This is a genomic window from Streptomyces sp. C10-9-1 (assembly GCF_024497955.1).
In the GTDB taxonomy this organism is placed as follows: Bacteria; Actinomycetota; Actinomycetes; order Streptomycetales; family Streptomycetaceae; genus Streptomyces; species Streptomyces sanyensis.
Map to the genome: position 1 here is coordinate 335016 of NZ_JANHKP010000005.1, position 21976 is coordinate 356991.

Sequence of the window (21976 nt, forward strand, 5' to 3'; positions counted from 1 at the left end):
CCCGGGCCGGACGGGTTCCCGCCGGAGCGCACGCGTCCGGCGGGAGGGCACCCGCCCGGCCCCGCAGCCGCCCGCACCGGGGCGGGGACGGCACGGCGCTCAGGGGGCGCTCAGGGGGCTGTCGTGGGACTGGTAGGCGGCGAGCGCCCAGATGACGAACACGTCGATGGCGATCATGATCACCGACCAGATCGGCGCGTACGGCAGGAAGAGGAACTGGGCGATGAGGGAGAGCGAGGCGAGCACGATGGCCGTGTAGCGGGCCCACGGCGCGCCCTTGAGGAGCCAGGCGCCGACCAGGACCACCAGGAGGCCCATGATCAGGTGGATCCAGCCCCATCCGGTGAGGTTGATGCGGTACACGTAGTCGCCGACGCGGCCGTACCAGTCGTCCTCGGCGATCGCGGCGATCCCCTGCAGCGCGGCGAGGACGCCGCCGCAGATCATCAGGATCCCGGCGAAGACCACTCCGCCGGTGACCCAGCCGCTCCGGGGATCGGGGACCGGCGGCCGTGCTCCCGCCGGCGGTGTCTGCTGGCTCATGGACATGCTCCTTCTGCGGCCCGTGCCGTGTCGCGCGGGGCTTCGAGCGTCACGGGCGAGCGGGGATCCCACCCGCCGGCGGGGGCCGAACGGGTGATTCGCCCCCGCCGTCACGGGACGCGCGGCGGCCCGGCGCGTCACCCGGACCGGTCAGTCCGCCGGGCGCGGTGCCCGCGCTCCGGCGTTGACTGGGGCGGACGGCGACAGCGGGAGGGCCGATGGCCGAAGCGACCGGTCTGCGCGAGATGCTCCACAACCGGGGCTACGCGCGGCTGCTGGTGGCGTCCGCCGTCATCGGCGTCCCGATCGCGCTGGCCTGCTTCTTCTTCGTCAGTGCCCAGCACCAGCTCCAGCACTGGGTGTGGGAGACCCTGCCCGGGAAGGCCGGGTACGACCGGGCGCCCTGGTGGTGGCCGCTGCCCGCCCTCCTGCTGGCCGGGCTGATCCTGGCGCCGATCGTCACCCGGATGCCGGGCCGCGGGGGGCATGTGCCGGTGCACGGACTGGGCGGCCCCGTGCTGGGTCCCGGGAGCCTGCCCGGGGTGGTGCTGGCGGCGGTGGCGACCCTGCCGCTGGGCGTGGTGCTCGGCCCCGAGGCTCCGCTGATGGCCGTGGGGAGCGGGCTGGCGCTGCTGGTGCTGCGGCCCGCCCAGCGGGAGGCCGAGCCGCAGGCGGCGATGGTGCTGGGCACGGCCGGGTCCACGGCCGCCATCTCCACCATCCTGGGCGGCCCCGTGGTCGCCGCCGTGCTGATGCTGGAGGCCGCGGGACTCGCGGCCCCCCGGATGGTGATCCTCCTGCTCCCGTGCCTGCTGGCCAGCGGGGTCGGGGCACTGGTCTTCACCGGCTTCGGCAGCTGGACGGGGCTGTCCATCGGCGCGCTGTCGCTTCCCGAGGTCCCTCCGCCCGCCTCGCCCGACGCGGGGGACTTCCTGTGGGGCGTGCCGCTGGCGGTGGTCCTGGCCTTCGTCGTCACCTCGATGCACCGCGTCGGACGGGTGACCGCCGCCTGGACCGGCCGCCACACGGCCCTGCGCACCGTGCTGTGCGCCGCCGCCGTCGGGGTGCTGCTGACCGTGTACGCGCTGCTGACGGGCCGGGCTCCCACGGAGGCGGCACTGTCCGGACAGGCGGGGCTGGCCGAACTCGCGGCCGACCCCCACTCCTGGTCGGTCGGGGCCCTGCTGGTGCTGGTGCTGTGCAAGGGCCTGGCCTGGGGTGTGTGCCTGGGCAGCCTGCGCGGGGGGCCGATCTTCCCGGCGGTGCTGATCGGGGCGGCGGGCGGCGTCGCGGTGTCCGGGCTGCCGGGGCTGGGCACCACGCCGGCGCTGGCCGTGGGCCTGGTCACCGCGGCCGCCGCGATCACCCGGCTGCCGGTGACCAGCGCGGTGCTGGCGATGCTGCTGCTGGGCCCGGACGCCCAGCAGCAGATGCCGCTGATCACGGTGTGCGCGGTGGTCGGCTTCGTGGTCGCCGAGCTGCTGGAGCGCCCACCGGGCGAGCCCGCCGCCGGTCCCGGGGACGGGGGCGGCGCCCCGGGCGTCCCCGGGGCGGGGCCGACCCCCGCCGCCGCACGGGGCGCGGACGGCGGCGCTCCGGAGGGGGCCGGGCGAGGGCCCGGCACGGGCGGAGGAGCGGCCCCGAAGGGGGACCCCCGGGCCGAGGGCGGCGGACCGTGAGGCGCCCGCGCCCCCTGCGCCGCCTGCGCGACGCGGATCCCGCGGTGCGGTGGTCGATGGCGACGGCGGCCGTCGCGCTGATGGCGGTGGCCTACTTCCTCCTGCCCATCGACCACCTGGGGCCGCAGCGGCCGCTGCTCAGCTGGGGGGTGTTCTGCGTGGCGCTGGTGTCGATCGCCCTGCTGCTGCTGCACCAGATCCGCAACGTCATCCTGGACCGGCCCCACGCCCGCCCGGCGCTCGCGATCATGCTGCTGGTGAGCATGTCGGTGGTGGTCTTCGCGGGCGCCTACCAGGCACTGGCCCAGAAGCCGGGCGAGTTCAGCGGGCTGGCCACGCGGGTGGACGCGCTCTACTTCACGGTGGTGACCCTGGCGACGGTGGGGTACGGCGACATCGTCCCCACCGGGCAGACCGCCCGGGTGGTGGCCGTGGTGCAGATCCTCTACAACGTGGTCTTCCTGACCGCGGCGACGACCACCGTCTCCCGCCGGGTGCGCAGCCAGGTCAGCCGCAGGCTCGGGCGCCAGGCCGGGCCCGCGGAGGACGAGGGGTGAGGCTTCCCGCCCGCGCCGCCGGGGGCCCGGGCCTCGGCCGCGCCGGGTGCCGCCGTTGCGGCCGCGGCCCGTCCCGGGGATCCTGGCACCCGTCGGCACGGCGCCCGCCGGGCCGGCGTCCGCACCGCGGCGCACCGCCCGGGGCAGCCGCCGGCGCGCACGGCGCCAGAGTTCGTTCCGCCTCCCGGACCGGGCACCGCCCGGGCGGGGAGCACACCGGCGAGCCCGCCAGGAGGATTGCGTTGAGGATGCTCATCAATGTGCCGGAGACGGTGGTCCCGGACGCCCTCAGGGGGATGGCCGCCGCCCACCCCGAGCTGGCCGTCGACGTGGACAACCGGGTGATCGTGCGCGGCGACGCCCCGGTGGCGGGGAAGGTCGCCCTGGTCTCCGGCGGGGGCTCGGGCCACGAGCCGCTGCACGGGGGCTTCGTGGGGCCGGGGATGCTCGACGCCGCCTGCCCCGGCGAGGTGTTCACCAGTCCCGTTCCGGACCAGATGGTGCGGGCAGCAGCCGCGGTCGACAGCGGCGAGGGAGTGCTGTTCGTCGTCAAGAACTACACGGGCGACGTGCTGAACTTCGCGATGGCCGCCGAACTGGCCGAGGACGAGGGGGTGCGGCTGGCGACGGTCCTCGTCGACGACGACGTGGCCGTGACGGACAGCCTCTACACGGCCGGGCGCCGGGGCACCGGCGCCACTCTGCTGGTGGAGAAGATCGCCGGGGCGCTGGCCGAGGAGGGCGCCCCGCTGGAGCGGGTGGAGGCGGTGGCCCGGAAGGTCAACTCCTCGTCCCGCAGCTTCGGGGTGGCGCTCAGCGCCTGCAGCACGCCCGCCAAGGGCGGCCCCACCTTCGACCTTCCGGCGGGCGAGCTGGAGCTGGGCGTCGGCATCCACGGCGAACCGGGCCGCGAGCGGCGGCCGATGATGACCTCCGGGGAGATCGCCGACTTCGCGGTGGAGGCCGTCCTGGACGACCTGCGGCCCACCGGTCCGGTGCTGGCGCTGGTCAACGGCATGGGCGCCACTCCCCTGCTGGAGCTGTACGGCTTCAACGCGGAGGTGCAGCGGGTGCTGGGCAGCCGCGGGGTGCCCGCCGTCCGCACCCTGGTCGGCACCTACGTGACCTCGCTGGACATGGCGGGCTGCTCGGTGACGCTCTGCCAGGCGGACGAGGAACTGCTGCGCCTGTGGGACGCCCCGGTGGCCACCCCGGCCCTGCGCTGGGGCCGCTGACGCCCCGCCGGGCCCGCCCGGCACCCGGAACGCCCCGCACCCATCGCCCAGACACCGTGAGCCCGAACCCCGAGGGAGCGCCCGTGCTCGACACCGAGTTCTTCCGCCGCTGGCTGTCGGCAGCCGCCGCGGCCGTGGACCGCGAGGCCGACCGGCTGACCGAGCTGGACTCGGCGATCGGGGACGCGGACCACGGCACCAACCTCAGGCGCGGCTTCGCCGCGGTGACCGCGGCCCTGGAGGCCGAGGGGCCCGCGACCCCGGGCGCCGTGCTGGTACTGGCGGGCGGACGGCTGATCTCCTCCGTCGGCGGGGCCTCGGGCCCGCTGTACGGGACGCTGCTGCGCAGCACCGGCAAGTCGCTGGGTCCGGCGGACGAGGTCTCCCCCGAGCAGTTCGCCGGAGCGCTGCGGGAGGGGGTGGCGGCCGTGTCCCGGCTGGGGGGCGCGGTACCCGGGGACAAGACCATGCTGGACGCGCTGGAGCCCGCCGCGGCGGCGCTGGCAAAGGACCCCGAGGGGTTCGCGTCGGCGCGTTCCGCGGCGGCCGACGGTGCCCTGGCGACGGTGCCGCTGAGGGCGCGCAAGGGGCGGGCGAGCTATCTGGGCGAGCGGAGCATCGGGCATCAGGACCCCGGGGCGACGTCGTCGGCGCTGCTGGTCGCGGCGCTGGCCGAGGCCGCCGTCCGGGAGGCGTCGTGAGCGGCGGGACGGCCGCGGGCGGCCGCACCGCGCGGGTGGGCGTCGTGCTCGTCTCGCACAGCGCCCGGGTCGCCGAGTCGGTGGCGGAGCTGGCCTCGGAGCTGGCGGGCGGCGGGGCGCAGGGCGCTCCCGTCGCCGCGGCGGGCGGCGGGCCCGACGGCGGCACCGGCACCAGTGCCGAGCTGATCGCCGCCGCGGCCCGCTCGGTCGACGCGGGGGCGGGCGTGGCGGTGCTGGCCGACCTGGGCAGTGCCGTGCTCACGGTCAAGGCCCTGCTCGCCGAGGGCGGCGAACTGCCCCCCGGCACCCGCCTGGTGGACGCACCGTTCGTGGAGGGCGCGGTGGCGGCCGTGGTCACCGCCTCGGCCGGAGGCGACCTGGACGCGGTGGCGGCGGCGGCCGGGGAGGCGTACGGCTACCGCAAGGAGTGAGGGCGCGGACCGGGGACCGCGCGCCGGGCGGGTGCACCGGTGCGTGCCTTGTGGTGACCGCGGCAGGGGGACTACTGTCACGGGGCCTTGGTGTACGGGAAACCGGTGCGGTACCGGTGCGGCCCTCGCCACTGTGATCGGGATGTCCGGCCCCACCCCTCTTCGGGGAGCCACTGGGCGCCGCGGGAGACCGCGGTGCCTGGGAAGGCGGAGCCGGGCGGTTCGCCGTGCCCGGAAGAGTTCTTCCGGGCACCCTCCCGTCAGCCAGGAGACCGGCCAGGGCGCGTTGTCCATCCACGAGGTGCTGGAGAGGGTCTCCCAACCATGCATATAGCCGAGGGGTATCTGCCCCCGTTGCACGCCGTCGCCTGGGGCGCGGCGTCCGCGCCCTTCGTCGTCCACGGCGTCCGCGCACTGTCCCGCGAGGTCAAGGCCCACCCCGAGTCGACCCTGCTGCTCGGGGCGTCCGGTGCGTTCACCTTCGTCCTGTCCGCACTGAAGATCCCTTCCGTGACGGGCAGTTGCTCCCATCCCACCGGAACGGGCCTGGGCGCGATCCTGTTCAGACCACCGGTGATGGCGGTCCTCGGAACGATCACCCTGCTGTTCCAGGCGCTGCTGCTGGCGCACGGCGGGCTCACCACGCTCGGCGCCAACGTCTTCTCCATGGCGGTGGTCGGGCCCTGGGCCGGGTACGCGGTGTTCCGGCTGCTGCGGAGCTGGGACGCGCCGCTGATGGTGAGCGTCTTCTTCGCCGCGTTCGTCGCCGACCTGTCCACGTACTGCGTCACCTCCGTGCAGCTGGCGCTGGCCTTCCCGGACCCGGGCACCGGAGTCGCGGGCTCGCTGGCCAAGTTCACGGGCATCTTCGCCGTCACGCAGCTCCCGCTGGCGGTCAGCGAGGGCCTGCTCACCGTGCTGGTGATGCGGTTGCTCGTGAAGTCCAGCAAGGGCGACCTGACCCGGCTCGGCGTGCTGGTGTCCGGCGGCCGTGCAGCACGCAAGGAGGCCGCGGCCCGATGAACCGGAACACGAAGATCAACGCGCTGCTCGTCCTCGCCGTGCTGGCGCTCGCGGTGCTCCCCCTCGCCCTGGGCCTCGGGGACCACAAGGAGGAGCCGTTCACGGGCGCCGACGGCCAGGCCGAGGCCGTCATCACCGAGCTGGAGCCGGACTACGAGCCCTGGTTCTCCCCGCTGTACGAGCCGCCCTCCGGGGAGATCGAGTCGGGGCTGTTCTCGCTCCAGGCCGCCCTCGGCGCCGGTGTCCTCGCCTACTACTTCGGCGTCCACCGCGGCCGCCGCCAGGGCGAGGCCAGGGCACGGGCGGCGGCGCGGCCCTCCGGGGACACCGCCGGGACCGAAGAGAGCGGCTGAGACGTGCTGCCGATCGACGTGGCGGCGCACAGCAGCCGCTGGCGCCGCCGCCATCCGGCAGAGAAGGCCCTGCTCGGCCTGGGGTTGACCGTCTCGGCGGTGTGCCTGCCGCCCTGGCCCGGCGCCGTGGTGGTGGCGGGTGCGACGCTCGCCGTGCTCCTCGGGCCCGCGGGCGTGCCCCCGCGGCAGCTGTGGCGTGCGTTCCGCATCCCGTTGGGCTTCTGCGTCACCGGCGCGCTCCCCCTGCTGTTCGCCGTGGGAGGGCCGGCCGGACTGGTGTCCCTGGCGCCGGAGGGGCCCGCCGACGCGGGCAGGCTGCTGCTGCGGACCTCGGCGGCCTCCCTCGGGGTGCTGCTGTTCGCGTTCACCACCCCGATGTCGGACCTCCTGCCCCGGCTGGTGCGGGCGGGCGTCCCGGCACCGGTCGTGGACGTGGCCCTGGTGATGTACCGGATCAGCTTCCTGCTGCTGGACGCGGTGCACCAGGTGAGGCAGGCCCAGGCGGCGCGGCTGGGGCACACCAGCCGCGCCGCCGTGTGGCGGTCGCTCGCCGGACTGGGCGCGACCGCGTTCGTCCGGGCCTTCGACCGCGCCGAGCGGCTCCAGACCGGACTCGCCGGCCGCGGCTACGACGGCACACTGCGGGTGCTGGTGCCGGGCGCCGCTCCCTCCAGGCCCTTCCTCAGCGGGGTGGCCGCGCTGCTCGCGGGCATCGTGCTCGCGACCCTCCTGCTCGAAAGGTACGCCCTGTGATCGTCCGGCTCCACGACGCCCGCTTCGCCTACGAGGACGGACCCCCGGTCCTCGACGGCGTGTCGCTCGCGCTTCCCGAGGGCAGGGCCACGGCCCTGCTCGGGCGCAACGGGGGCGGCAAGACCACCATCCTGCGGCTGCTGAGCGGCGGACTGCGGCCGACGGCCGGCCGGCTGCTGCTCCGCGGCGAGCCGGTCTCCTACGACCGGGCGGGGCTGACGCGGCTGCGCACCACGGTGCAGCTGGTCGTGCAGGACCCGGACGACCAGCTGTTCGCCGCCTCGGTCGAGCAGGACGTCTCCTTCGGGCCGATGAACCTCGGGCTTGCCGAGGACGCCGTCCGCGCACGCGTGGACGAGGCGCTGGAGGCCCTGGACATCACGGGCCTGCGCGACCGGCCGACCCATCTGCTGTCGTACGGGCAGCGCAAGCGGGCGGCGATCGCGGGCGCGGTCGCGATGCGCCCGCGCGTGCTGGTGCTCGACGAGCCGACGGCCGGGCTCGACCCGCACGGGCAGGAGCGGCTGCTGGACCTTCTCGGCCGCCTCCGGGAAGGGGGGACGACGGTGGTGATGGCCACCCACGACGTCGACCTGGCCCTGCGCTGGGCCGACGACGCGGCCGTCCTCGCCCCGGACGGGCTGCACACCGGTCCCGCGGCCCGGCTGCTGACCGACCAGGCCCTGCTGGACGCGGCTCGGCTGCGGCGGCCGTGGGGCGCGGCGGTGAGCGCGGTGCTGCGGGCCCACGGCCTCCTGGCACAGGACGACCCCGGCCCGCGGACCGCCGAGGACCTGGCCCGCTGGCTCCCGGCCGCGACCTGAGGCAGCCGCACCGCCGTGCGGCGGCGCGGCGGCCGGGTCACGGTGCCGGCGGCGTGCGCCTGCGGCGGGGGGCCGCCTTCCGGGGCGGACCGGCCGCGTCGTCGGCCCAGGCGCAGGGCCGGGACGACACGCGGGCCGAGGCGCACCCCGCGGAGGCGCGGGAGGGAGGCGAGGGCTGACCGGGCGCGAGCCGCCCGGGCCGCAGCGCGAGGCCCGCGGGTCCGGTTCCGCGGACGGGCGCAGGAGCGGGACCGGCCCGGGGCGTCAGTCCGCGCCGTCCAGCAGGTCCGCGGCCTCGGCGACGGACAGGGCGCGCCCCCGGGCGTGGAGCGCGGCGTAGCGCCCGCCCAGGGCGCGGCGCAGCTCCCGCTCGGCCGTGCGGCGCACCGCCTGCCCGTCGGGCAGGGGGCAGAACCCGGTGGCGGCCCGGGGGCCGGGGTGGGCGTCGTAGGCGCCGAGCAGCCGGGCCCCGTCGGCGGGCCGGCCCGTCCGGGCCAGCGCCCATGCCGCACAGGGCAGCTGACCAGCCGTCAGGCCCGGGGCGATCCGGTCGGCCAGGGGCCGCAGCCGCCGGACGGCGTCGGCGAGGTGGGCCAGGGCGCGGGTGAACTCGCCGTCCTGGCAGTCGAGCCAGGCCCGGGTGCCCGCGACCGCGCCGAGGAAGGGCGCGGGGCCCGCGGAGGCCAGCAGTTCCCCGGCGCGGTCCACCTGTGCGCGAGCCGCCGCTCCCCTCCCGGTCGACCCGTAGTGCAGGGCCAGCAGCAGCCGGGCGGTGAACGCCGCCTCGGGGGTGCACCGGTCGGCCTCCGCGGCGGCGGCGGCCAGCTCCTCCTCGGCGGCCTCGGCCGCCGGGCCCACGGGACCGGCCCGCAGCAGGGCGGCGGCCCGCCGCGCCCGGAACAGCGGCACGGGGGAGCCGGCCCCCGAGCGGGCGGCGGCGTCGGCGGCGCGCCCGAAGTCCGCAGCGGCCCGGACGTGGCGTCCGGCGGCCTCGTGGGCGGCGCCGCGGGCCGCGTGGCACTCGGCGACGCCCCAGGGGTCGCCCGCCGCCTCGAACAGCAGCAGGGCGCGCTCGCCGTCCCGGACGGCGCGGTCGGGGGTGCCGGAGCCGGAGGCGAGCCGGGCGCGGACGAGGAGGGCGAAGGCCAGGTCCCAGCCGCCCTCCTCGCCGTCGAAGGCGGCGACCACGGCGTCCGCGGCCTCGGCGAGCGAGCCGGTGTCGCCGGTCATCAGGCGCACGAAGAACCACATCGAGGCCGGCTGGAAGCGCAGTTGGGGCAGCCCGGGCCGGTAGGCCGCGGCGACCGCGCGCAGCCGTTCCGGGCCGCCGCCCTCGGCTCCTCCGGCCGCGAGGGCGATCAGGTGGACGCCCCTGCGGGCCTCCCGGAGCACCTCCCCGCTCCACGGCGGGGCGGTGGCCGGGGCGGGGTCGGGCACCGGCCCCGCCGGGCGCACCCGGGGCCCGGCCGCTCCCGGTGCCCCGCCGGGCGGGGGTGCCGGGGCGAAGGGGTCGGGGCCGAGTGCGGCCGCCGCCGGTGCCCAGGTGCGGGCGTCGCCCTGGTGTCCGGACTGCTGCCAGAACCAGCTCAGCGCGAGGACCAGGCAGAGGGCCTCCTGCTCGTCCTCCTCCCGGACGGCCGTGCGCAGCGCCGTCGCGAGGTTGCCGTGCTCCGTCTCCAGGCGCCGCAGCCAGGCGGCGCGCCGGGGTCCGCGGAGCCCGCTGTCGCCCGCGCGGGCGAGCTCGCGGTAGGAGCGCAGGTGGCGGCGGCGGGCGCCGGCGCCGTCACCGGCCGCTTCGAGCTGTTCGGCGGCGTACTCGGCGATGGTCTCCAGCAGCCCGTAGCGCATGCCGTCCTCTCCGGCGGGGGTGGCCGTCACGAGGGACTTGGCGACCAGGGAGGCGAGGAGGTCGAGGGTGCCGGGTCCGCAGACGTCCTCCGCGGCGGCGAGGCCGAAGCCCCCGGTGAACACGGACGCCCGCCTCAGCACCCGGCGCTCGTCCGGGGTGAGCGGGTCCCAGGACCAGTCGACGACGGCGCGCAGGGTCCGGCGGCGGGGCGGTACGGTACGGCCTCCGCCGGTCAGCAGCCGGAAGCGGTCGTCCAGCCGGTCGGCGATCTGGCGGGGGGTCAGGGCGGTCAGCCGGGCGGCCGCGAGTTCGACGGCCAGCGGCAGTCCGTCGAGGCGGCGGCAGATCTCGGCGCAGGCGTGCGGGTCCCGGGCGGCCGAGAACCCGGCGCGCACCGCGGCGCCCCGGTCCTCCAGCAGGCGCAGTGCCTCCGGCTGGGTCAGCGGGCCCACGGCGTGGACGCGTTCGCCGGTCACGCCGAGCGGCTCCCGGCCGGTGGCGAGGACCGTGAGGCGGGGGCAGGCGGTGAGCAGGGTCTCCGCGAGCCGGGCCGCCGCGTCGAGCACGTGCTCGCAGTTGTCGAGGACCAGCAGGGCCTCGCGGTGGGCGCACTCCTCGATCAGCACGGTCAGCGGGTCGCGCGGGGCGCCGCCCGCGGACGGGCCCGCGGAAGGGCCGAGGGGGCGGGCGCCGATCGCGGCGAGCACGGCCCCGGGGACGTCGTGCCCTTCGTGCACGGACCCGAGTTCGACGAGGTGGGCGGTGCGGGCGGCGGAGCGGGCGGCTTCCAGGGCGAGGCGGGTCTTCCCCGCCCCGCCCGGGCCGGTCAGGGTGACGAGCCGGTGGCCCTCCAGGGCCGCGGCGAGGGCGGCCAGTTCCCGCTCGCGGCCGATGAAGCGGGTGAGCGGCCGGGGCAGCGGGGCGGGTGCGGGGCGGTGGTCCTCGGCCAGCAGCTCGGCGTGGAGCCTCCGCAGCTCGGGGCCGGGATCGGTGCCGAGGCGCTCGGCCAGCCGCGTGCGGAGGTCCCCGTACTCCTGGAGGGCACGGGCGGGGTGGCCGGCGGAGCGCAGTGCGCGCATCAGGAGGGCGTGCAGCGGCTCGTCCAGCGGTGCGGCGGAGGCGAGGGCCGCCAGGTCGGGCAGGGCGTCCTCGGCCCGGCCGAGGGCCACCTCGGCCGCGAGGCGGTCGCGCCGGGCCGCGTCCCGGCGCCGTTCGGCGCGGGCCGCGAGCGGGTCGCCCTCCCGGGCGGGGAGGTCGGCGAGGGCGGGCCCCCGCCACAGGGTGAGGGCCCTGCCGAGCAGTTCGGCCGCGCGCCGGGGGGCTCCCGCGTCGAGGGCCGAGCGGCCCTCGGCGGCGAGGCGCTCGAAGCGGAAGAGGTCGATCTCGTCCGGGTCCGCGGTGAGCCGGTACCCGCCGGGCGCGGTGGCGACGGCATCCGGGCCGAGCGCCCGGCGCAACCGCCCGACCAGTGCCTGGAGGGCGGCGGGGGCGTCCGACGGGTGGGGGACGTCGGGGGGCCAGACGTCGTCGGCGAGGTCCGCGGCGGCGACGGGCCGTCCCCCGGCGGCGGCGAGGGCGGTGAGCAGGGCGCGCAGGCGGGCACCGCCGAGGGGGGCGGGGCCGCCGTCCGCACGCCGGGCCTGGACCGGGCCGAGCACGAGGTAGCGGAGGGTCACCGGTCCATTGTCCCGTCTCGGGCGGCCGGCCTGAAGCACGGTGCGGACGGCGGCGGTCCTCCGGCGGCGCCCCCGGGCCGCGAGCCGGAGGACGGGGCCCGCCGCCCGGCCACCGGGAGGTCCGCCCGGCCCTTCGCCCCGCCCGGGACGGCCGCCGTCCGCCGGCGAAAGGTCCGGGCCGGGGCGGTGCGCGGCCCCGGGTGCCCGCCAGGTGGACCGGGCGAGACAGGAGGCCGCCCCAGCAGGTAGATTGGTCTAAACCACTGCTGTGCTTTCCAGAGACAGGGATCTTCGTGGAAGTTGTCATCGTTCCGGACTCCGCCGCGGGCGGCGAACTCATCGCCGAAGCCATGGCCGACCTGCTACGACGCAAGCCCGACGCCCTGCTCGGCGTCGCCACGGGCTCGACTCCCCTCCCGGTCTACCAGGCCCTCGCGGCCAAGGTCCGGGCCGGGCAGGTGGACGCCTCCGGTGCCCGCGTCTGCCAGCTCGACGAGTACGTCGGCCTGCCCGCCGGGCACCCCGAGTCGTACCGCTCCGTCGTCCTGCGCGAGGTGGTGGAGCCGCTCGGGCTGGACCGGGAGGCCTTCATGGGCCCGGACGGCACCGCCGAGGACGTGCCGGCCGCCTGCCGCACGTACGACCGGGCGCTCGCCGAGGCCGGAGGCGTGGACCTCCAGCTCCTGGGCATCGGCACCGACGGGCACATCGGCTTCAACGAGCCCTGCTCCTCGCTGGCCTCGCGCACGCGGATCAAGACGCTCACCGAGCAGACCCGGGTGGACAACGCCCGCTTCTTCGACGGCGACATCGAGCAGGTGCCCCACCACGTCATCACGCAGGGCATCGGCACCATCCTGGAGGCCCGCCACCTGGTGCTGCTCGCCACGGGCGAGGCGAAGGCCGACGCGGTGGCCCTCGCCGTCGAGGGACCGCTCTCGGCGCTCGTGCCCGCCTCGGCGCTCCAGCTCCACCCGCACGCGACGGTGGTCGTCGACGAGGCGGCGGCGTCCCGCCTGAAGCTGGGCGACTACTTCCGTGCCACCTACGCGGCGAAGCCGCAGTGGCAGGGCCTCTGAGCGCACCGGCGCACCGGGCGGGCGGCGGACCGGCGGGTCCGCCGCCCGCCGCGTCCCCGGGGGTGCACCCCCACGGCAGCGCGCGTCCCCGGGGGCGTGCGGCCCGTGTGCGGGAGGGCGTGCGGCGCCGGGCGCACCGCCCGCCGCGGCGCCGGGCGCACCGGGCGCCCGGCACGTGCCCCGGCCTCCACCGAAACGCTCCGAGGGCGCCCGGAACCCGCACGCGCGCCCGTGCCGCACCTCCTGACGCTCCCTCACCTCCCGTGCTCCCGGGCGTGTGCCGGGGGCCGTCCGCGGAACAGGGGACACAGTGGTCCCACCGGGTCTTGGCCGGATTCCGCTTCCGCTCCGGCGACGCCGGCGCAAGGGCCCGTGCGGGCGACGGACTTGAGACGGCTTCACCCGGTTCGACCACGCCGCACAACGGGCAAGACGACCGGGAGGGCGGCCCGAGAGCCGTCGGGCGCCCCATGGAAGGAGCACCTCCATGGCAACTCCGCTTTCCGCCGACAGATTACTCAGCGCCCTCCGCGACGAAGGTCTGCGCGTCGTCGAGTACCGGAGCTGGCGGACCCACAACCGCAACCACAAGGGCCCCTGGGGGCCGGTGCACGGCGTGATGGTCCACCACACCGTGACCTCGGGCACCGAGGGCTCCGTGGCGCTCTGCTACGACGGGTACGCCGCCCTCCCCGGGCCGCTGTGCCACGGCGTGATCGCCAAGGACGGCACGGTCCACCTCGTCGGCAACGGCCGCGCCAACCACGCGGGGCTGGGCGACGACGACGTGCTGCGCGCCGTGATAGCGGAAGCCCCCACGCTTCCGCCGGACAACGAGGCCAACACCGACGGCAACGCCCGCTTCTACGGCTTCGAGGCGATCAACCTGGGCGACGGCCGGGACCCGTGGCCCGCGGCCCAGCTGGACGCGATCGAGAAGGCGGCCGCCGCCCTCTGCCGCGCCCACGGCTGGACGCACCGGTCGGTCATCGGGCACCTGGAATGGCAGCCGGGCAAGCCGGATCCCCGCGGCTTCACCATGGCCTCCATGCGCTCACGGATCGAGCGGCGGCTCGCCCGCGCGCCCGAGGGCCCGGCCGGCCCGCGGTACGAGCCCTACCCGGGCGCCGCGTTCTTCACCGCCGGGAGGCGCAGCGCCGTCATCACGGCGATGGGCAGGCGCCTGGTCGCCGAGGGGTGCAGCCGGTACCGGATCGGCCCCGGTCCGGTGTGGTCGGACGCCGACCGGGCCTCCTACGCCGCCTGGCAGCGCAAGCTCGGCTACTCGGGGAGCGACGCGGACGGCATCCCGGGCCGCACCAGCTGGGACGCCCTGCGGGTGCCCAACGTGTGAGGAGCCGCCGGTCCCGCCCGTCGGGGCACCCGGCGCGGCACGGGCCGCGGCGGCGTCCGCCCGGCACGGCACCGGGCGCCCGGGGACGGGAGCGGGGCGGGTGCGCCGGGGGGCGCTCCCGGCGGCCGGGCGGGCGGCGGGCCCGCGGGGGGCCGCTCACCCCGGCCCGTGCCACAGGGTGGTGATGTTGCAGAACTCCCGGATGCCGTGCCCGGACAACTCCCGGCCGTAGCCCGAGCGCTTCACCCCGCCGAACGGCAGGGCGGGGTGGGAGGCGGTCATCCCGTTGAAGAACACCCCGCCCGCCTGGAGGTCCCGGGCCAGGCGCTCGACCTCGGCCGGGTCCCGGGTCCAGGCGTTCGAGCCGAGTCCGAAGGAGGTGTCGTTGGCGAGGGCGATGGCCTCGTCCAGGTTCCCGGCGCGGTAGAGGGTGGCCACCGGTCCGAACGCCTCCTCGCGGTGGATGCGCATCCCCTCCGCGACCCCGGTCAGCACGGTGGGCTCGTAGTACCAGCCGGCGGCGAGGCCCGGGGGGCGGCGGCCGCCGCAGGTGGCGGTGGCACCGTGCGCGAGGGCGTCGTCGACGAGCTCCTCCAGGTCCGCGCGCCCCTGCTCGGTGGCGAGCGGACCGACGTCCACGGCCTCGTCCAGCGGGTCGCCGACGGCGAGGGCCGCCATCGCCGCGGTGAAGCGGTCGCGGAAGGCGTCGTGGACGTCGGCGTGGACGATGAAGCGCTTGGCGGCGATGCAGGACTGCCCGTTGTTCTGGACGCGCGCGGTGACCGCGGTCGCGACGGCCGCGTCGAGGTCCGCGGAGGGCATCACGAGGTAGGGGTCGCTGCCGCCGAGTTCCAGCACCGTCTTCTTGATCTCGTCGCCGGCCACGGCGGCCACCGCCCGTCCGGCGGCCTCGCTGCCGGTGAGCGTGGCCGCGGCGACGCGCGGATCGCGCAGCACCCCCTCCACCGCCGCGGAGCCGATCAGCAGGGCCTGGAAGCAGCCGTCGGGGTAGCCGGCGCGGCGGAACAGGTCCTCCAGGTAGAGCGCGGTGCGGGGCACGTTCGAGGCATGCTTCAGCAACCCGGTGTTGCCGGCCATCAGCGCGGGAGCGGCGAAACGCACCACCTGCCAGAGCGGGAAGTTCCAGGGCATCACGGCGAGGACGACGCCGAGGGGGCGGTAGCGGACGACGGCGCGGACCGCGCCCGAGTCCGCCACGTCGCTCCCGGCGGGATGCTCGTCGGCGAGGAGCCCCGCCGCGCGGTCCGCGTACCAGCGCATGGTCTTGGCGCACTTGGCGGCCTCGGCCCGCGCGGCGGCCACGGGCTTGCCCATCTCGGTGGTCATGGTGCGCGCGATCTCCTGCCGGTCGGCGTCCAGCAGGTCGGCGGCGCGGTGGAGCAGCGCCGCGCGCTCCGCGAAGGTGGTGGTGCGGTGGTGGTCGAAGGCGGTCGCGGCGGCGGCGATCCTGCGCCGCACCTCCTCGGCGCCGTACGCCTCGAAGGTCTCCAGCGTCGCTCCGGTGGCGGGGTTGACGGTGGCGATGGGCATGCTCTCTCCTCGGTCCGAGTGGGGGCGCCGCGGCCCCGTCCCCGGAGCCCGTGCACCGCCGCCGGGGCGGACCCTCAGCGGCGGTACGCCGGCTCCGGGGACGGCGCACGGCTGCCGGGCCCCGGGCGCCTCCGCCGGCTCAGCGGTGTACGCCGCTCTCCAGGCGCAGCTGGACGTCCTTCTCCTGGTCTCCCGCGTCCATGCCCTCCTGGCGGACGTCGAAGCTGGTGGCCAGGGCCTCCGCCATCCGGTCGACGGCCCAGTAGCCGCCCTGGAGCTCCGCCGTCACGGGCGCGGCGAGGCGCACCGGCTCCGGGGCGCCGCGGGGGTGGGCCACGTCGAAGGTGGTGGTCCACACCGTGGCGTGGCCCTCGGAGACGTACCGGGGCGTCTCGTGCGCCGCCCGGTCGGAGCTGTACGAGCGGCCGAGGGCGCGGAAGACGGCGTCCGCGTCCTCGCTGGAGCAGCCGGTGAGCGTCACCACGACCGGCTCCTCGCGCTCCTGTGCAGTGTTCACCGTGATCCGCCTTCCGTCGGGTGGCCGGTCGGGTACCCCCTCCGCTTCCAGCCTCACCCGGTGGGCGCACTCGGGCGACCCGGCCGGTCCGCCGCTCCGGCGGGCGATCCACCGTGCAGCGCCCGCAGCAGGAGCAGGAGGCTGCACACCGCGGCGGCGGCGCACCAGGTGGAGACGAAGGCCGTGCGCCACAGCACGGCGCTCAGGGCCGCGGCGGCCCCGGTCAGGAGGCCGAGGCGGCGCAGCGCCCGGTCCGGGGAGAGCAGCAGCGAGCCGACGGTCGCGGCCAGGTAGGCGGCCAGGAACCAGCCCGGACCGGGCAGCCCGACGGCGTAGCCGACCGTGTGGTCCCGGATCTCGGCGCTCACGGGCCGGGTGGCGAGGACGGCCGCGAGGCCCGCGGCCGTGGCCGCGCCCAGGACCGCGGGGGCGAGGAGCCGGGTGCGGGCGCCGCGGGGCGCGGCGAGGAGGACGGCGAGCGGGACCCACACCGCGAGGACCGGGAGGGCGACGACCGCCCACGCGGTGGTCGCGGGACCCGTGCCGCCGCCCGCGCGCCAGACCACGGCCTCGGTGATCTGGTGCGCGCCGAGGAGCAGGGGAAGCGCGGCGAGCGGCAGTTCGCGCGGCCGCCGCCGGTGGAGCGTCACGGCGCACGCGGCGGCTCCGGCGGCGCAGATCACCGTTCCGGCCACGAGGTCCGCGGTGGCGCTCCAGCACATGGGCTCACGGTACGACGGGCGGGATCCGGACACAGGAGGAAAGCGGGCCCAAGCAGTCCGATCCCGGCATTCGGGCGCCGGTGCGCCTCGGCACGGCGGGACCCCGGGGAACGGCCCCGGGACGGCGGCGGCAAGGGCCCGGACGGCGGATGCGGGCGGGCCGCGGTGTGCGCGACCGCCGGGTGGCGCCGCGGACGCGGCGGTGCCACGGCGCCCGCGGCGGGGGCGGCGCCCACCGCCGAACTGCCGGAACGGCGCCTTCCGATCCGGCGGGCGCCGCACCCTCCCGGCCGCTTCCCGCCCTGCCGCGCGGGGGCGGGCGAGCAGCTCCGCAGCGCCCCCGGCCCGGGCGGCACCGCCCGCGCGCGCCGGGACCCGCGCCCGGCCGGGGTGTCCGCGCGAGTGCCCCCCGAACCGGCCGAAAGGCGATCTTGTGGCCACCCCCTGCGGGACCACAGGATTCCTCCACCGCGATTGTCAGGCACATGGCGATAGACGGAGCCGTGCGCAGGGCGAGCGCGCTTCCACGGGCCCGCCCACCCAGCGGACCCGGTTCCCCCCACCGGAGGATCACGTGAACATCAAGCGCCTGTCCCTCCTCGGCGGCGCCGCGAAGGGAGCACGGCTGATCGCCGTCGCCTCCGCCCTCGCGGCCGCCACCGCCCTCGCGGCCCCCTCGGCCGCCGCAGGCACCCCCTCGGCCGAGGCGACCCCCGCCCAGCTCGCCCGGGCCGGGGCGGCCGTGCTCCACGCGGACGTCCCCGGCACGGCCTGGTACACCGACGAGGCCACCGGGAAGGTCGTCGTGACGGTGGACTCCACCGTCACTCCCGCAGAGATCGCCACCATCAGAAAGGCGGCCGGCGACCGGGCCGGGGACCTGCGGATCAACCGCACCGACGGCACGTTCAGCAAGCTGATCGCCGGCGGCCAGGCCATCTACGCGGGCGGCGGGCGCTGCTCGCTCGGGTTCAACGTCCGCAGCGGCAGCACCTACTACGCCCTGACCGCCGGGCACTGCACCGACTTCGCGAGCACCTGGTACACCAACTCGTCCAACACCAGCCTGCTCGGCAGCCGGGTCGGCTCCAGCTTCCCGGTCAACGACTACGGCCTGATCCGGCACGCCAACGCCAACGCCGCGGACGGCCGCGTCTACCTCTACAACGGCAACTACCGCGACATCACCTCGGCGGGCAACGCCTCGGTCGGCCAGCGCGTCCAGCGCAGCGGATCCACCACGGGCCTGCACAGCGGCCGGGTGACCGGCCTGAACGCGACCGTCAACTACGGCGGCGGCGACGTCGTCTACGGCCTCATCCAGACCAACGTCTGCGCCGAGCCCGGCGACAGCGGCGGCCCGCTCTTCGCCGGCTCCACCGCCCTCGGCCTCACCTCGGGCGGCAGCGGCAACTGCTCCTCGGGCGGCACGACCTTCTTCCAGCCGGTGACCGAGGCCCTGAGCGCCTACGGCGTCAGCGTCTTCTAGAGGCACCGGGCCCGGCAGGGCCGCACGCAGGCCGGTGCGCCGCCCCCGCGGCGGCGCACCGGCCCTGCTGCGCGCGGGCCGCGGCGGCACTGGACGGAACAAGCACGAGGACGGCCCGGCAGGGCGTCGGTCAGCGGGAGAGCCACGACCGCCGGAACCCGGGTGCCGGCGGCAATGTCAGTGGAGGGCGCGATGCTTGACGGTCCGACACCCGAAGGAGGGGACGACCGCGATGACCGAACCCGAGCTCACCGCCGCCCGGGCGTACCTGCGGCTGCTGAAGACCACCAGGGCCGCGCTCGCCGACCCGGAGCGGGAACCGGTGGCACTGCCGCTGCTGACCGCGCCGATGGCCGAGACGGACGCGGCCCTGACCGCCCTCGGACTGGCGGGCAACGAGGCGGAGTTCTTCCGCCTCGTCGCCGCCCTCCGGCCGGCACCCTCCGGCGCCGACCGCGGCGCCGCCTGAACGGGGAGGCCCCCGGTGCTCGCGCACCCGGCGGGGCCCCGTCGCGGCCCGGTCCGGCCCGGTCCGGCCCGGTCCGGGCGGCCTCAGCCGACCGGGGCGAGGGCCGGCTGCGCGGCGCCGGCCTCCGCCGCCGCACCGGGCAGCGGGCGGAACTCGACGGCGGGCACCCGGGGCCGGCCCGGGCCGCGCAGCACCCGCTCCGCCTCCCTCACCCTCCTGCTGAACCAGACGACCTTGCCCTCCTCGGTCGCGCAGGTTCCCCAGCTGTCGCTCAGGCGGGCGACCTTGGCGAGGCCCCCGCGCACGGGGGAGGAACTGCGCACCGGGGGCAGCCGCCGACCGCGGTCGGACACCGCGACGACGAGCCTGCACCCCGTCGACCGCAGCTCGACGACGCAGGTCTTGTCGCCGTCGACATGGCGTACGACGTTGTCGACGAGTTCCTCGACAGCGCGGCAGACCGGTAGGACGTGGGGCGCGAGGCCCCAGTACCGCAGGTGCGCGGCGACGATCCGCCTGACCTGCGGGATGCGCTCCGGGGAGGCGGGCACCTCGACGATGTAGTGGCATGCGGCAACCGGGACGTTCATGACCGTGGCTCCTCACCGCGACGGCCCGATCATTCGCTGGACGGAACCCCGAGTACGAAGAGTGAGCCCATGTCGCTTCTGGGTCACCACGAGGATGGACCCGTGCGGCGCGGCCCGCAACCCGCACGGTCCGCGCCCGGTCGGCGCAACCGGCTCGCGGCGCGGACCGCCCGGGCACCCCGTCGGCCACCGGGCGACGGCCTCCCCCGATCGTTAGAATTCGGACATGGCAGAGCGTCCCGTCTCCCCGACGGCGCCCGAACTCCTCGTGGAGACCGATGCGGGTTCCACGCTGCTGAGTCCGAGCCGGGACTACCACGTCGGCCGCGACCCCCTGAGCGACATCGTCATCGACGACGACCGGGTCTCCTGGCATCACGCGGTCCTCCACGCCGAGGACGGCCGCTGGAGCGTCCACGACGAGGACAGCACCAACGGCACCTACGCGGAGGGGCACCGGATCCACGACCAGAGCGTGGGCCCCGGCAGCGTGATCCGCTTCGGCAGCGCCGCGGACGGGCCCGCCGCCACCCTCGTCGGCCGGGCGCCGGTGCGCCCCGCAGGAGGGGCACCCGCCCGCCCGTCCTCCGTCTCCCTGCCGTCGGCGACCGGCACCTACCGGCAGCCCACCAGCATCCGCCGGATCCCCGAGCGCACGCTGAGGATCGGCCGCTCCCCCGACAACGAGCTGGTCGTGGACGACCTGATCGTGTCGCGGCGCCATGCCGAACTGCGGATCCTGCCGGACGGCGGACACGAGATCGTCGACCTCGGCAGCCACAACGGCACCTTCCTCAACGGCCGCCCGGTCGGCCGGGCCCCCGTCGGCCCCGGTGACGTGGTGGGCATCGGCCACTCCTCGTTCTGCCTGGTCGGAGACCAGCTCCAGGAGTTCGTGGACACCGGCGAGGTGTCCCTGGACGTGCAGGGCGTCGCCGTCGCCGTCGACGGCGGGCGGCGCACGCTGCTGGACCACGTGTCCTTCCCCGTCGGGGAGAAGTGCCTGCTCGCGGTGGTGGGGCCGAGCGGCGCGGGCAAGTCCACGCTGCTGAACGCCCTCACGGGCCTGCGCCCCGCGGACCGCGGCACCGTGCTCTACGACGGCCGCGACCTCTACCGCGACTACGCCGAGCTGCGCAGCCGCATCGGCCTCGTCCCCCAGGACGACATCCTGCACACGCAGCTGACCGTGCGAAGGGCGCTCGGGTACGCGGCGGAGCTGCGCTTCCCCCAGGACACCGACCGCGCCGAGCGCCGCGCGCGCGTCGCCGAGGTGATCCGCGAACTCGGGCTGGAGCAGCGGGCCGACCAGCCGATCCACAGCCTCTCCGGCGGGCAGCGCAAACGGGTCAGCGTCGCGCTGGAGCTGCTGACCAAGCCGTCCCTGCTCTTCCTCGACGAGCCGACCTCCGGCCTCGACCCGGGCATGGACCGCTCGGTGATGCACATGCTGCGCGGGCTCGCCGACGACGGGCGGACCGTCATCGTGGTGACCCACAGCGTGCTCAGCCTCGACGTGTGCGACCGGCTGCTGGTGCTGGCACCGGGCGGCCGGATCGCCTACTACGGGCCGCCCGACGACGCGCTGGCCTTCTTCGGCTTCGAGGAGTGGCCCGAGGCCTTCGAGGCGTTCGAGAACCAGCGGGACCGCGACTGGGCCGGAACGTACCGGGGCTCGCCCTTCAGCGAGCGCTACATCGAGGCCGCCACCCGGCAACCGCTCGCCCCGCCCTCGCCTTCGGGGCCGGTCGCCCCGCCCCCGAAGGCCCAGAGCTGGGGCGCCCAGCTGCGCACCCTGGTGCGCCGCTACGCCGCGGCGCTGAGCGCGGACCGGACCTTCCTGGTCATCATGATCGCGCTGCCCTTCGTGATGGGCGCGATGGCCCGGGCCCTGGCGGGCAGTGCCCTCACCGGCGAGACCGCCATGAACGCCCTGCTCATCCTGTGCGTCGGCGGGGTGCTGACCGGTGCCGCCAACGCGGTGCGGGAGCTGGTCAAGGAGCGCACCATCTACCGGCGCGAACGGGCGGTCGGCCTGTCCAGATCCGCCTATCTGATGTCGAAGATCGTGGTCCTCGGGACGGTGACGGTCGTCCAGGCGGTGGTGCTCACCCTGGTCGCGCTGGCCGGTGTCGACCTGGGCGCGCCCGGCGGCGAGGGCGTGCTCACGGTGCCGCTGGTGGAGATCACGCTGGCGGTGGCGCTGCTGGCCTTCACCGCCATGATGCTGGGCCTGCTGGTCTCCGCCCTGGTGAGCAAGGAGGAGGTCACCATGCCGCTGCTGGTCCTCCTCGCGATCGTCCAGGTCGTCTTCTGCGGTGCGCTGCTGCAACTGGACGGGGTGCCGGTGGTGGAGCAGCTCTCCTGGCTCGTCCCCTCGCGGTGGGCCCTGGCCGCCATGGCCGGGACGATCGACCTCGGGGAGATCGTTCCCGGAGAACTCACCCAGGACCCGCTGTTCGCCCACTCGGCCGGGGTGTGGCTGCTCGACATGGGCATGCTGGTGGTGCTCTCCGTCCTGTTCGGATTCGCCGTCGCACGGCTGCTGCGGCGCCACGAGCCCGCGATCATGCGGAAGTAG

20 protein-coding genes and 1 riboswitch are annotated in these 21976 nt (G+C 76.6%); of the genes, 14 read left to right on the forward strand and 6 right to left on the reverse strand.

All coding sequences use genetic code 11. The annotated features are described in order from the left end of the window. Positions 1-99 precede the first annotated feature (99 nt). Complete coding sequence (locus NPS70_RS09605; RefSeq protein ID WP_256523669.1) at positions 100-543, reverse strand: hypothetical protein; 444 nt, start codon at positions 541-543, stop codon at positions 100-102. A 218-nt stretch (positions 544-761) separates the two neighbouring features. Here NPS70_RS09605 and NPS70_RS09610 point away from each other — a divergent pair, with 218 nt between their 5' ends. From NPS70_RS09610 to NPS70_RS09650, 9 genes are all read left to right on the forward strand, one after another. Beyond that, a complete protein-coding gene (locus NPS70_RS09610) occupies positions 762-2222 on the forward strand; it encodes a chloride channel protein (RefSeq protein WP_256523670.1) in 1461 nt (486 codons plus the stop codon). Continuing rightward, entirely contained in the window at positions 2219-2779 is a 561-nt protein-coding gene (locus tag NPS70_RS09615) for a potassium channel family protein (protein WP_374211969.1), read from the forward strand. Before NPS70_RS09610 ends, NPS70_RS09615 begins: the two co-directional genes overlap by 4 nt. A gap of 242 nt (positions 2780-3021) precedes the next feature. Next, the gene (gene dhaK, locus NPS70_RS09620) at positions 3022-4014 is read left to right on the forward strand and encodes a dihydroxyacetone kinase subunit DhaK (RefSeq protein WP_256523671.1); all 993 of its coding nucleotides are present in this window, start codon (positions 3022-3024) and stop codon (positions 4012-4014) included. A gap of 83 nt (positions 4015-4097) precedes the next feature. Further along, complete coding sequence (gene dhaL / locus NPS70_RS09625) at positions 4098-4715, forward strand: dihydroxyacetone kinase subunit DhaL (protein ID WP_256523672.1); 618 nt, start codon at positions 4098-4100, stop codon at positions 4713-4715. Continuing rightward, on the forward strand, positions 4712-5146 hold the full coding sequence (locus NPS70_RS09630) for a PTS fructose transporter subunit IIA (RefSeq protein WP_256523673.1): 435 nt from the start codon (positions 4712-4714) through the stop codon (positions 5144-5146). The genes dhaL and NPS70_RS09630 overlap by 4 nt, the downstream gene beginning before the upstream one ends. Before the next feature lie 71 nt (positions 5147-5217). Then, a riboswitch (cobalamin riboswitch) is annotated at positions 5218-5442 on the forward strand. Between the two features lie 28 nt (positions 5443-5470). After that, positions 5471-6169, forward strand: coding sequence for an energy-coupling factor ABC transporter permease (locus NPS70_RS09635; protein WP_256523674.1), 699 nt, complete (start codon positions 5471-5473; stop codon positions 6167-6169). Next, entirely contained in the window at positions 6166-6522 is a 357-nt protein-coding gene (locus NPS70_RS09640; protein ID WP_256523675.1) for an energy-coupling factor ABC transporter substrate-binding protein, read from the forward strand. The genes NPS70_RS09635 and NPS70_RS09640 overlap by 4 nt, the downstream gene beginning before the upstream one ends. 3 nt (positions 6523-6525) lie before the next feature. Then, positions 6526-7275, forward strand: coding sequence for a cobalt ECF transporter T component CbiQ (gene cbiQ, locus NPS70_RS09645; RefSeq protein WP_256523676.1), 750 nt, complete (start codon positions 6526-6528; stop codon positions 7273-7275). Then, complete coding sequence (locus NPS70_RS09650; protein WP_256523677.1) at positions 7272-8099, forward strand: energy-coupling factor ABC transporter ATP-binding protein; 828 nt, start codon at positions 7272-7274, stop codon at positions 8097-8099. The genes cbiQ and NPS70_RS09650 overlap by 4 nt, the downstream gene beginning before the upstream one ends. Before the next feature lie 264 nt (positions 8100-8363). Here the strand turns inward: NPS70_RS09650 and NPS70_RS09655 are convergent, their stop codons facing one another. After that, positions 8364-11624, reverse strand: a complete 3261-nt coding sequence (locus tag NPS70_RS09655) for a BTAD domain-containing putative transcriptional regulator (protein WP_256523678.1) — start codon at positions 11622-11624, stop codon at positions 8364-8366. 293 nt (positions 11625-11917) lie between these two features. On the opposite strand from NPS70_RS09655, the gene nagB reads away from it, so the two are divergent. Together nagB and NPS70_RS09665 are read left to right on the forward strand one after the other, a co-directional pair. After that, the gene (gene nagB, locus NPS70_RS09660) at positions 11918-12703 is read left to right on the forward strand and encodes a glucosamine-6-phosphate deaminase (protein WP_256523679.1); all 786 of its coding nucleotides are present in this window, start codon (positions 11918-11920) and stop codon (positions 12701-12703) included. Between the two features lie 487 nt (positions 12704-13190). Then, positions 13191-14057: a peptidoglycan-binding protein gene (locus tag NPS70_RS09665; protein ID WP_256523680.1), complete on the forward strand. Its 867-nt coding sequence runs from the start codon at positions 13191-13193 to the stop codon at positions 14055-14057. Positions 14058-14213: 156 nt separating this feature from the next. Here the strand turns inward: NPS70_RS09665 and NPS70_RS09670 are convergent, their stop codons facing one another. From NPS70_RS09670 to NPS70_RS09680, 3 genes are all read right to left on the reverse strand, one after another. Beyond that, complete coding sequence (locus tag NPS70_RS09670) at positions 14214-15608, reverse strand: NADP-dependent succinic semialdehyde dehydrogenase (protein WP_256523681.1); 1395 nt, start codon at positions 15606-15608, stop codon at positions 14214-14216. A gap of 139 nt (positions 15609-15747) precedes the next feature. Then, positions 15748-16125 (reverse strand): hypothetical protein, encoded by a 378-nt coding sequence (locus NPS70_RS09675; protein WP_256523682.1) that lies wholly within the window; start codon positions 16123-16125, stop codon positions 15748-15750. A gap of 53 nt (positions 16126-16178) precedes the next feature. After that, positions 16179-16847 (reverse strand): DUF6629 family protein, encoded by a 669-nt coding sequence (locus NPS70_RS09680; RefSeq protein WP_256523683.1) that lies wholly within the window; start codon positions 16845-16847, stop codon positions 16179-16181. Positions 16848-17421: 574 nt separating this feature from the next. Between NPS70_RS09680 and NPS70_RS09685 the strand changes: the two genes are divergently transcribed. Then, the gene (locus NPS70_RS09685; protein WP_256523684.1) at positions 17422-18336 is read left to right on the forward strand and encodes a S1 family peptidase; all 915 of its coding nucleotides are present in this window, start codon (positions 17422-17424) and stop codon (positions 18334-18336) included. A 232-nt stretch (positions 18337-18568) separates the two neighbouring features. Further along, on the forward strand, positions 18569-18805 hold the full coding sequence (locus NPS70_RS09690) for a hypothetical protein (protein ID WP_256523685.1): 237 nt from the start codon (positions 18569-18571) through the stop codon (positions 18803-18805). A gap of 83 nt (positions 18806-18888) precedes the next feature. Here NPS70_RS09690 and NPS70_RS09695 read toward each other — a convergent pair whose 3' ends face one another. Next, on the reverse strand, positions 18889-19395 hold the full coding sequence (locus tag NPS70_RS09695) for an ATP-binding protein (RefSeq protein ID WP_256523686.1): 507 nt from the start codon (positions 19393-19395) through the stop codon (positions 18889-18891). Positions 19396-19621: 226 nt separating this feature from the next. On the opposite strand from NPS70_RS09695, the gene NPS70_RS09700 reads away from it, so the two are divergent. Beyond that, entirely contained in the window at positions 19622-21976 is a 2355-nt protein-coding gene (locus tag NPS70_RS09700) for an FHA domain-containing protein (protein WP_256523687.1), read from the forward strand.

Coding starts and splice junctions, on each gene's coding strand:
- NPS70_RS09610 (WP_256523670.1), top strand. CDS start 762: ATGGCCGAAGCGACCGGTCTGCGCGAGATGCTCCACAACCGGGGCTAC.
- NPS70_RS09670 (WP_256523681.1), bottom strand. CDS start 15,608: ATGCCCATCGCCACCGTCAACCCCGCCACCGGAGCGACGCTGGAGACC.
- NPS70_RS09690 (WP_256523685.1), top strand. CDS start 18,569: ATGACCGAACCCGAGCTCACCGCCGCCCGGGCGTACCTGCGGCTGCTG.
- NPS70_RS09665 (WP_256523680.1), top strand. CDS start 13,191: ATGGCAACTCCGCTTTCCGCCGACAGATTACTCAGCGCCCTCCGCGAC.
- NPS70_RS09680 (WP_256523683.1), bottom strand. CDS start 16,847: ATGTGCTGGAGCGCCACCGCGGACCTCGTGGCCGGAACGGTGATCTGC.
- NPS70_RS09695 (WP_256523686.1), bottom strand. CDS start 19,395: ATGAACGTCCCGGTTGCCGCATGCCACTACATCGTCGAGGTGCCCGCC.
- NPS70_RS09635 (WP_256523674.1), top strand. CDS start 5,471: ATGCATATAGCCGAGGGGTATCTGCCCCCGTTGCACGCCGTCGCCTGG.
- NPS70_RS09700 (WP_256523687.1), top strand. CDS start 19,622: ATGGCAGAGCGTCCCGTCTCCCCGACGGCGCCCGAACTCCTCGTGGAG.
- NPS70_RS09640 (WP_256523675.1), top strand. CDS start 6,166: ATGAACCGGAACACGAAGATCAACGCGCTGCTCGTCCTCGCCGTGCTG.
- NPS70_RS09605 (WP_256523669.1), bottom strand. CDS start 543: ATGAGCCAGCAGACACCGCCGGCGGGAGCACGGCCGCCGGTCCCCGAT.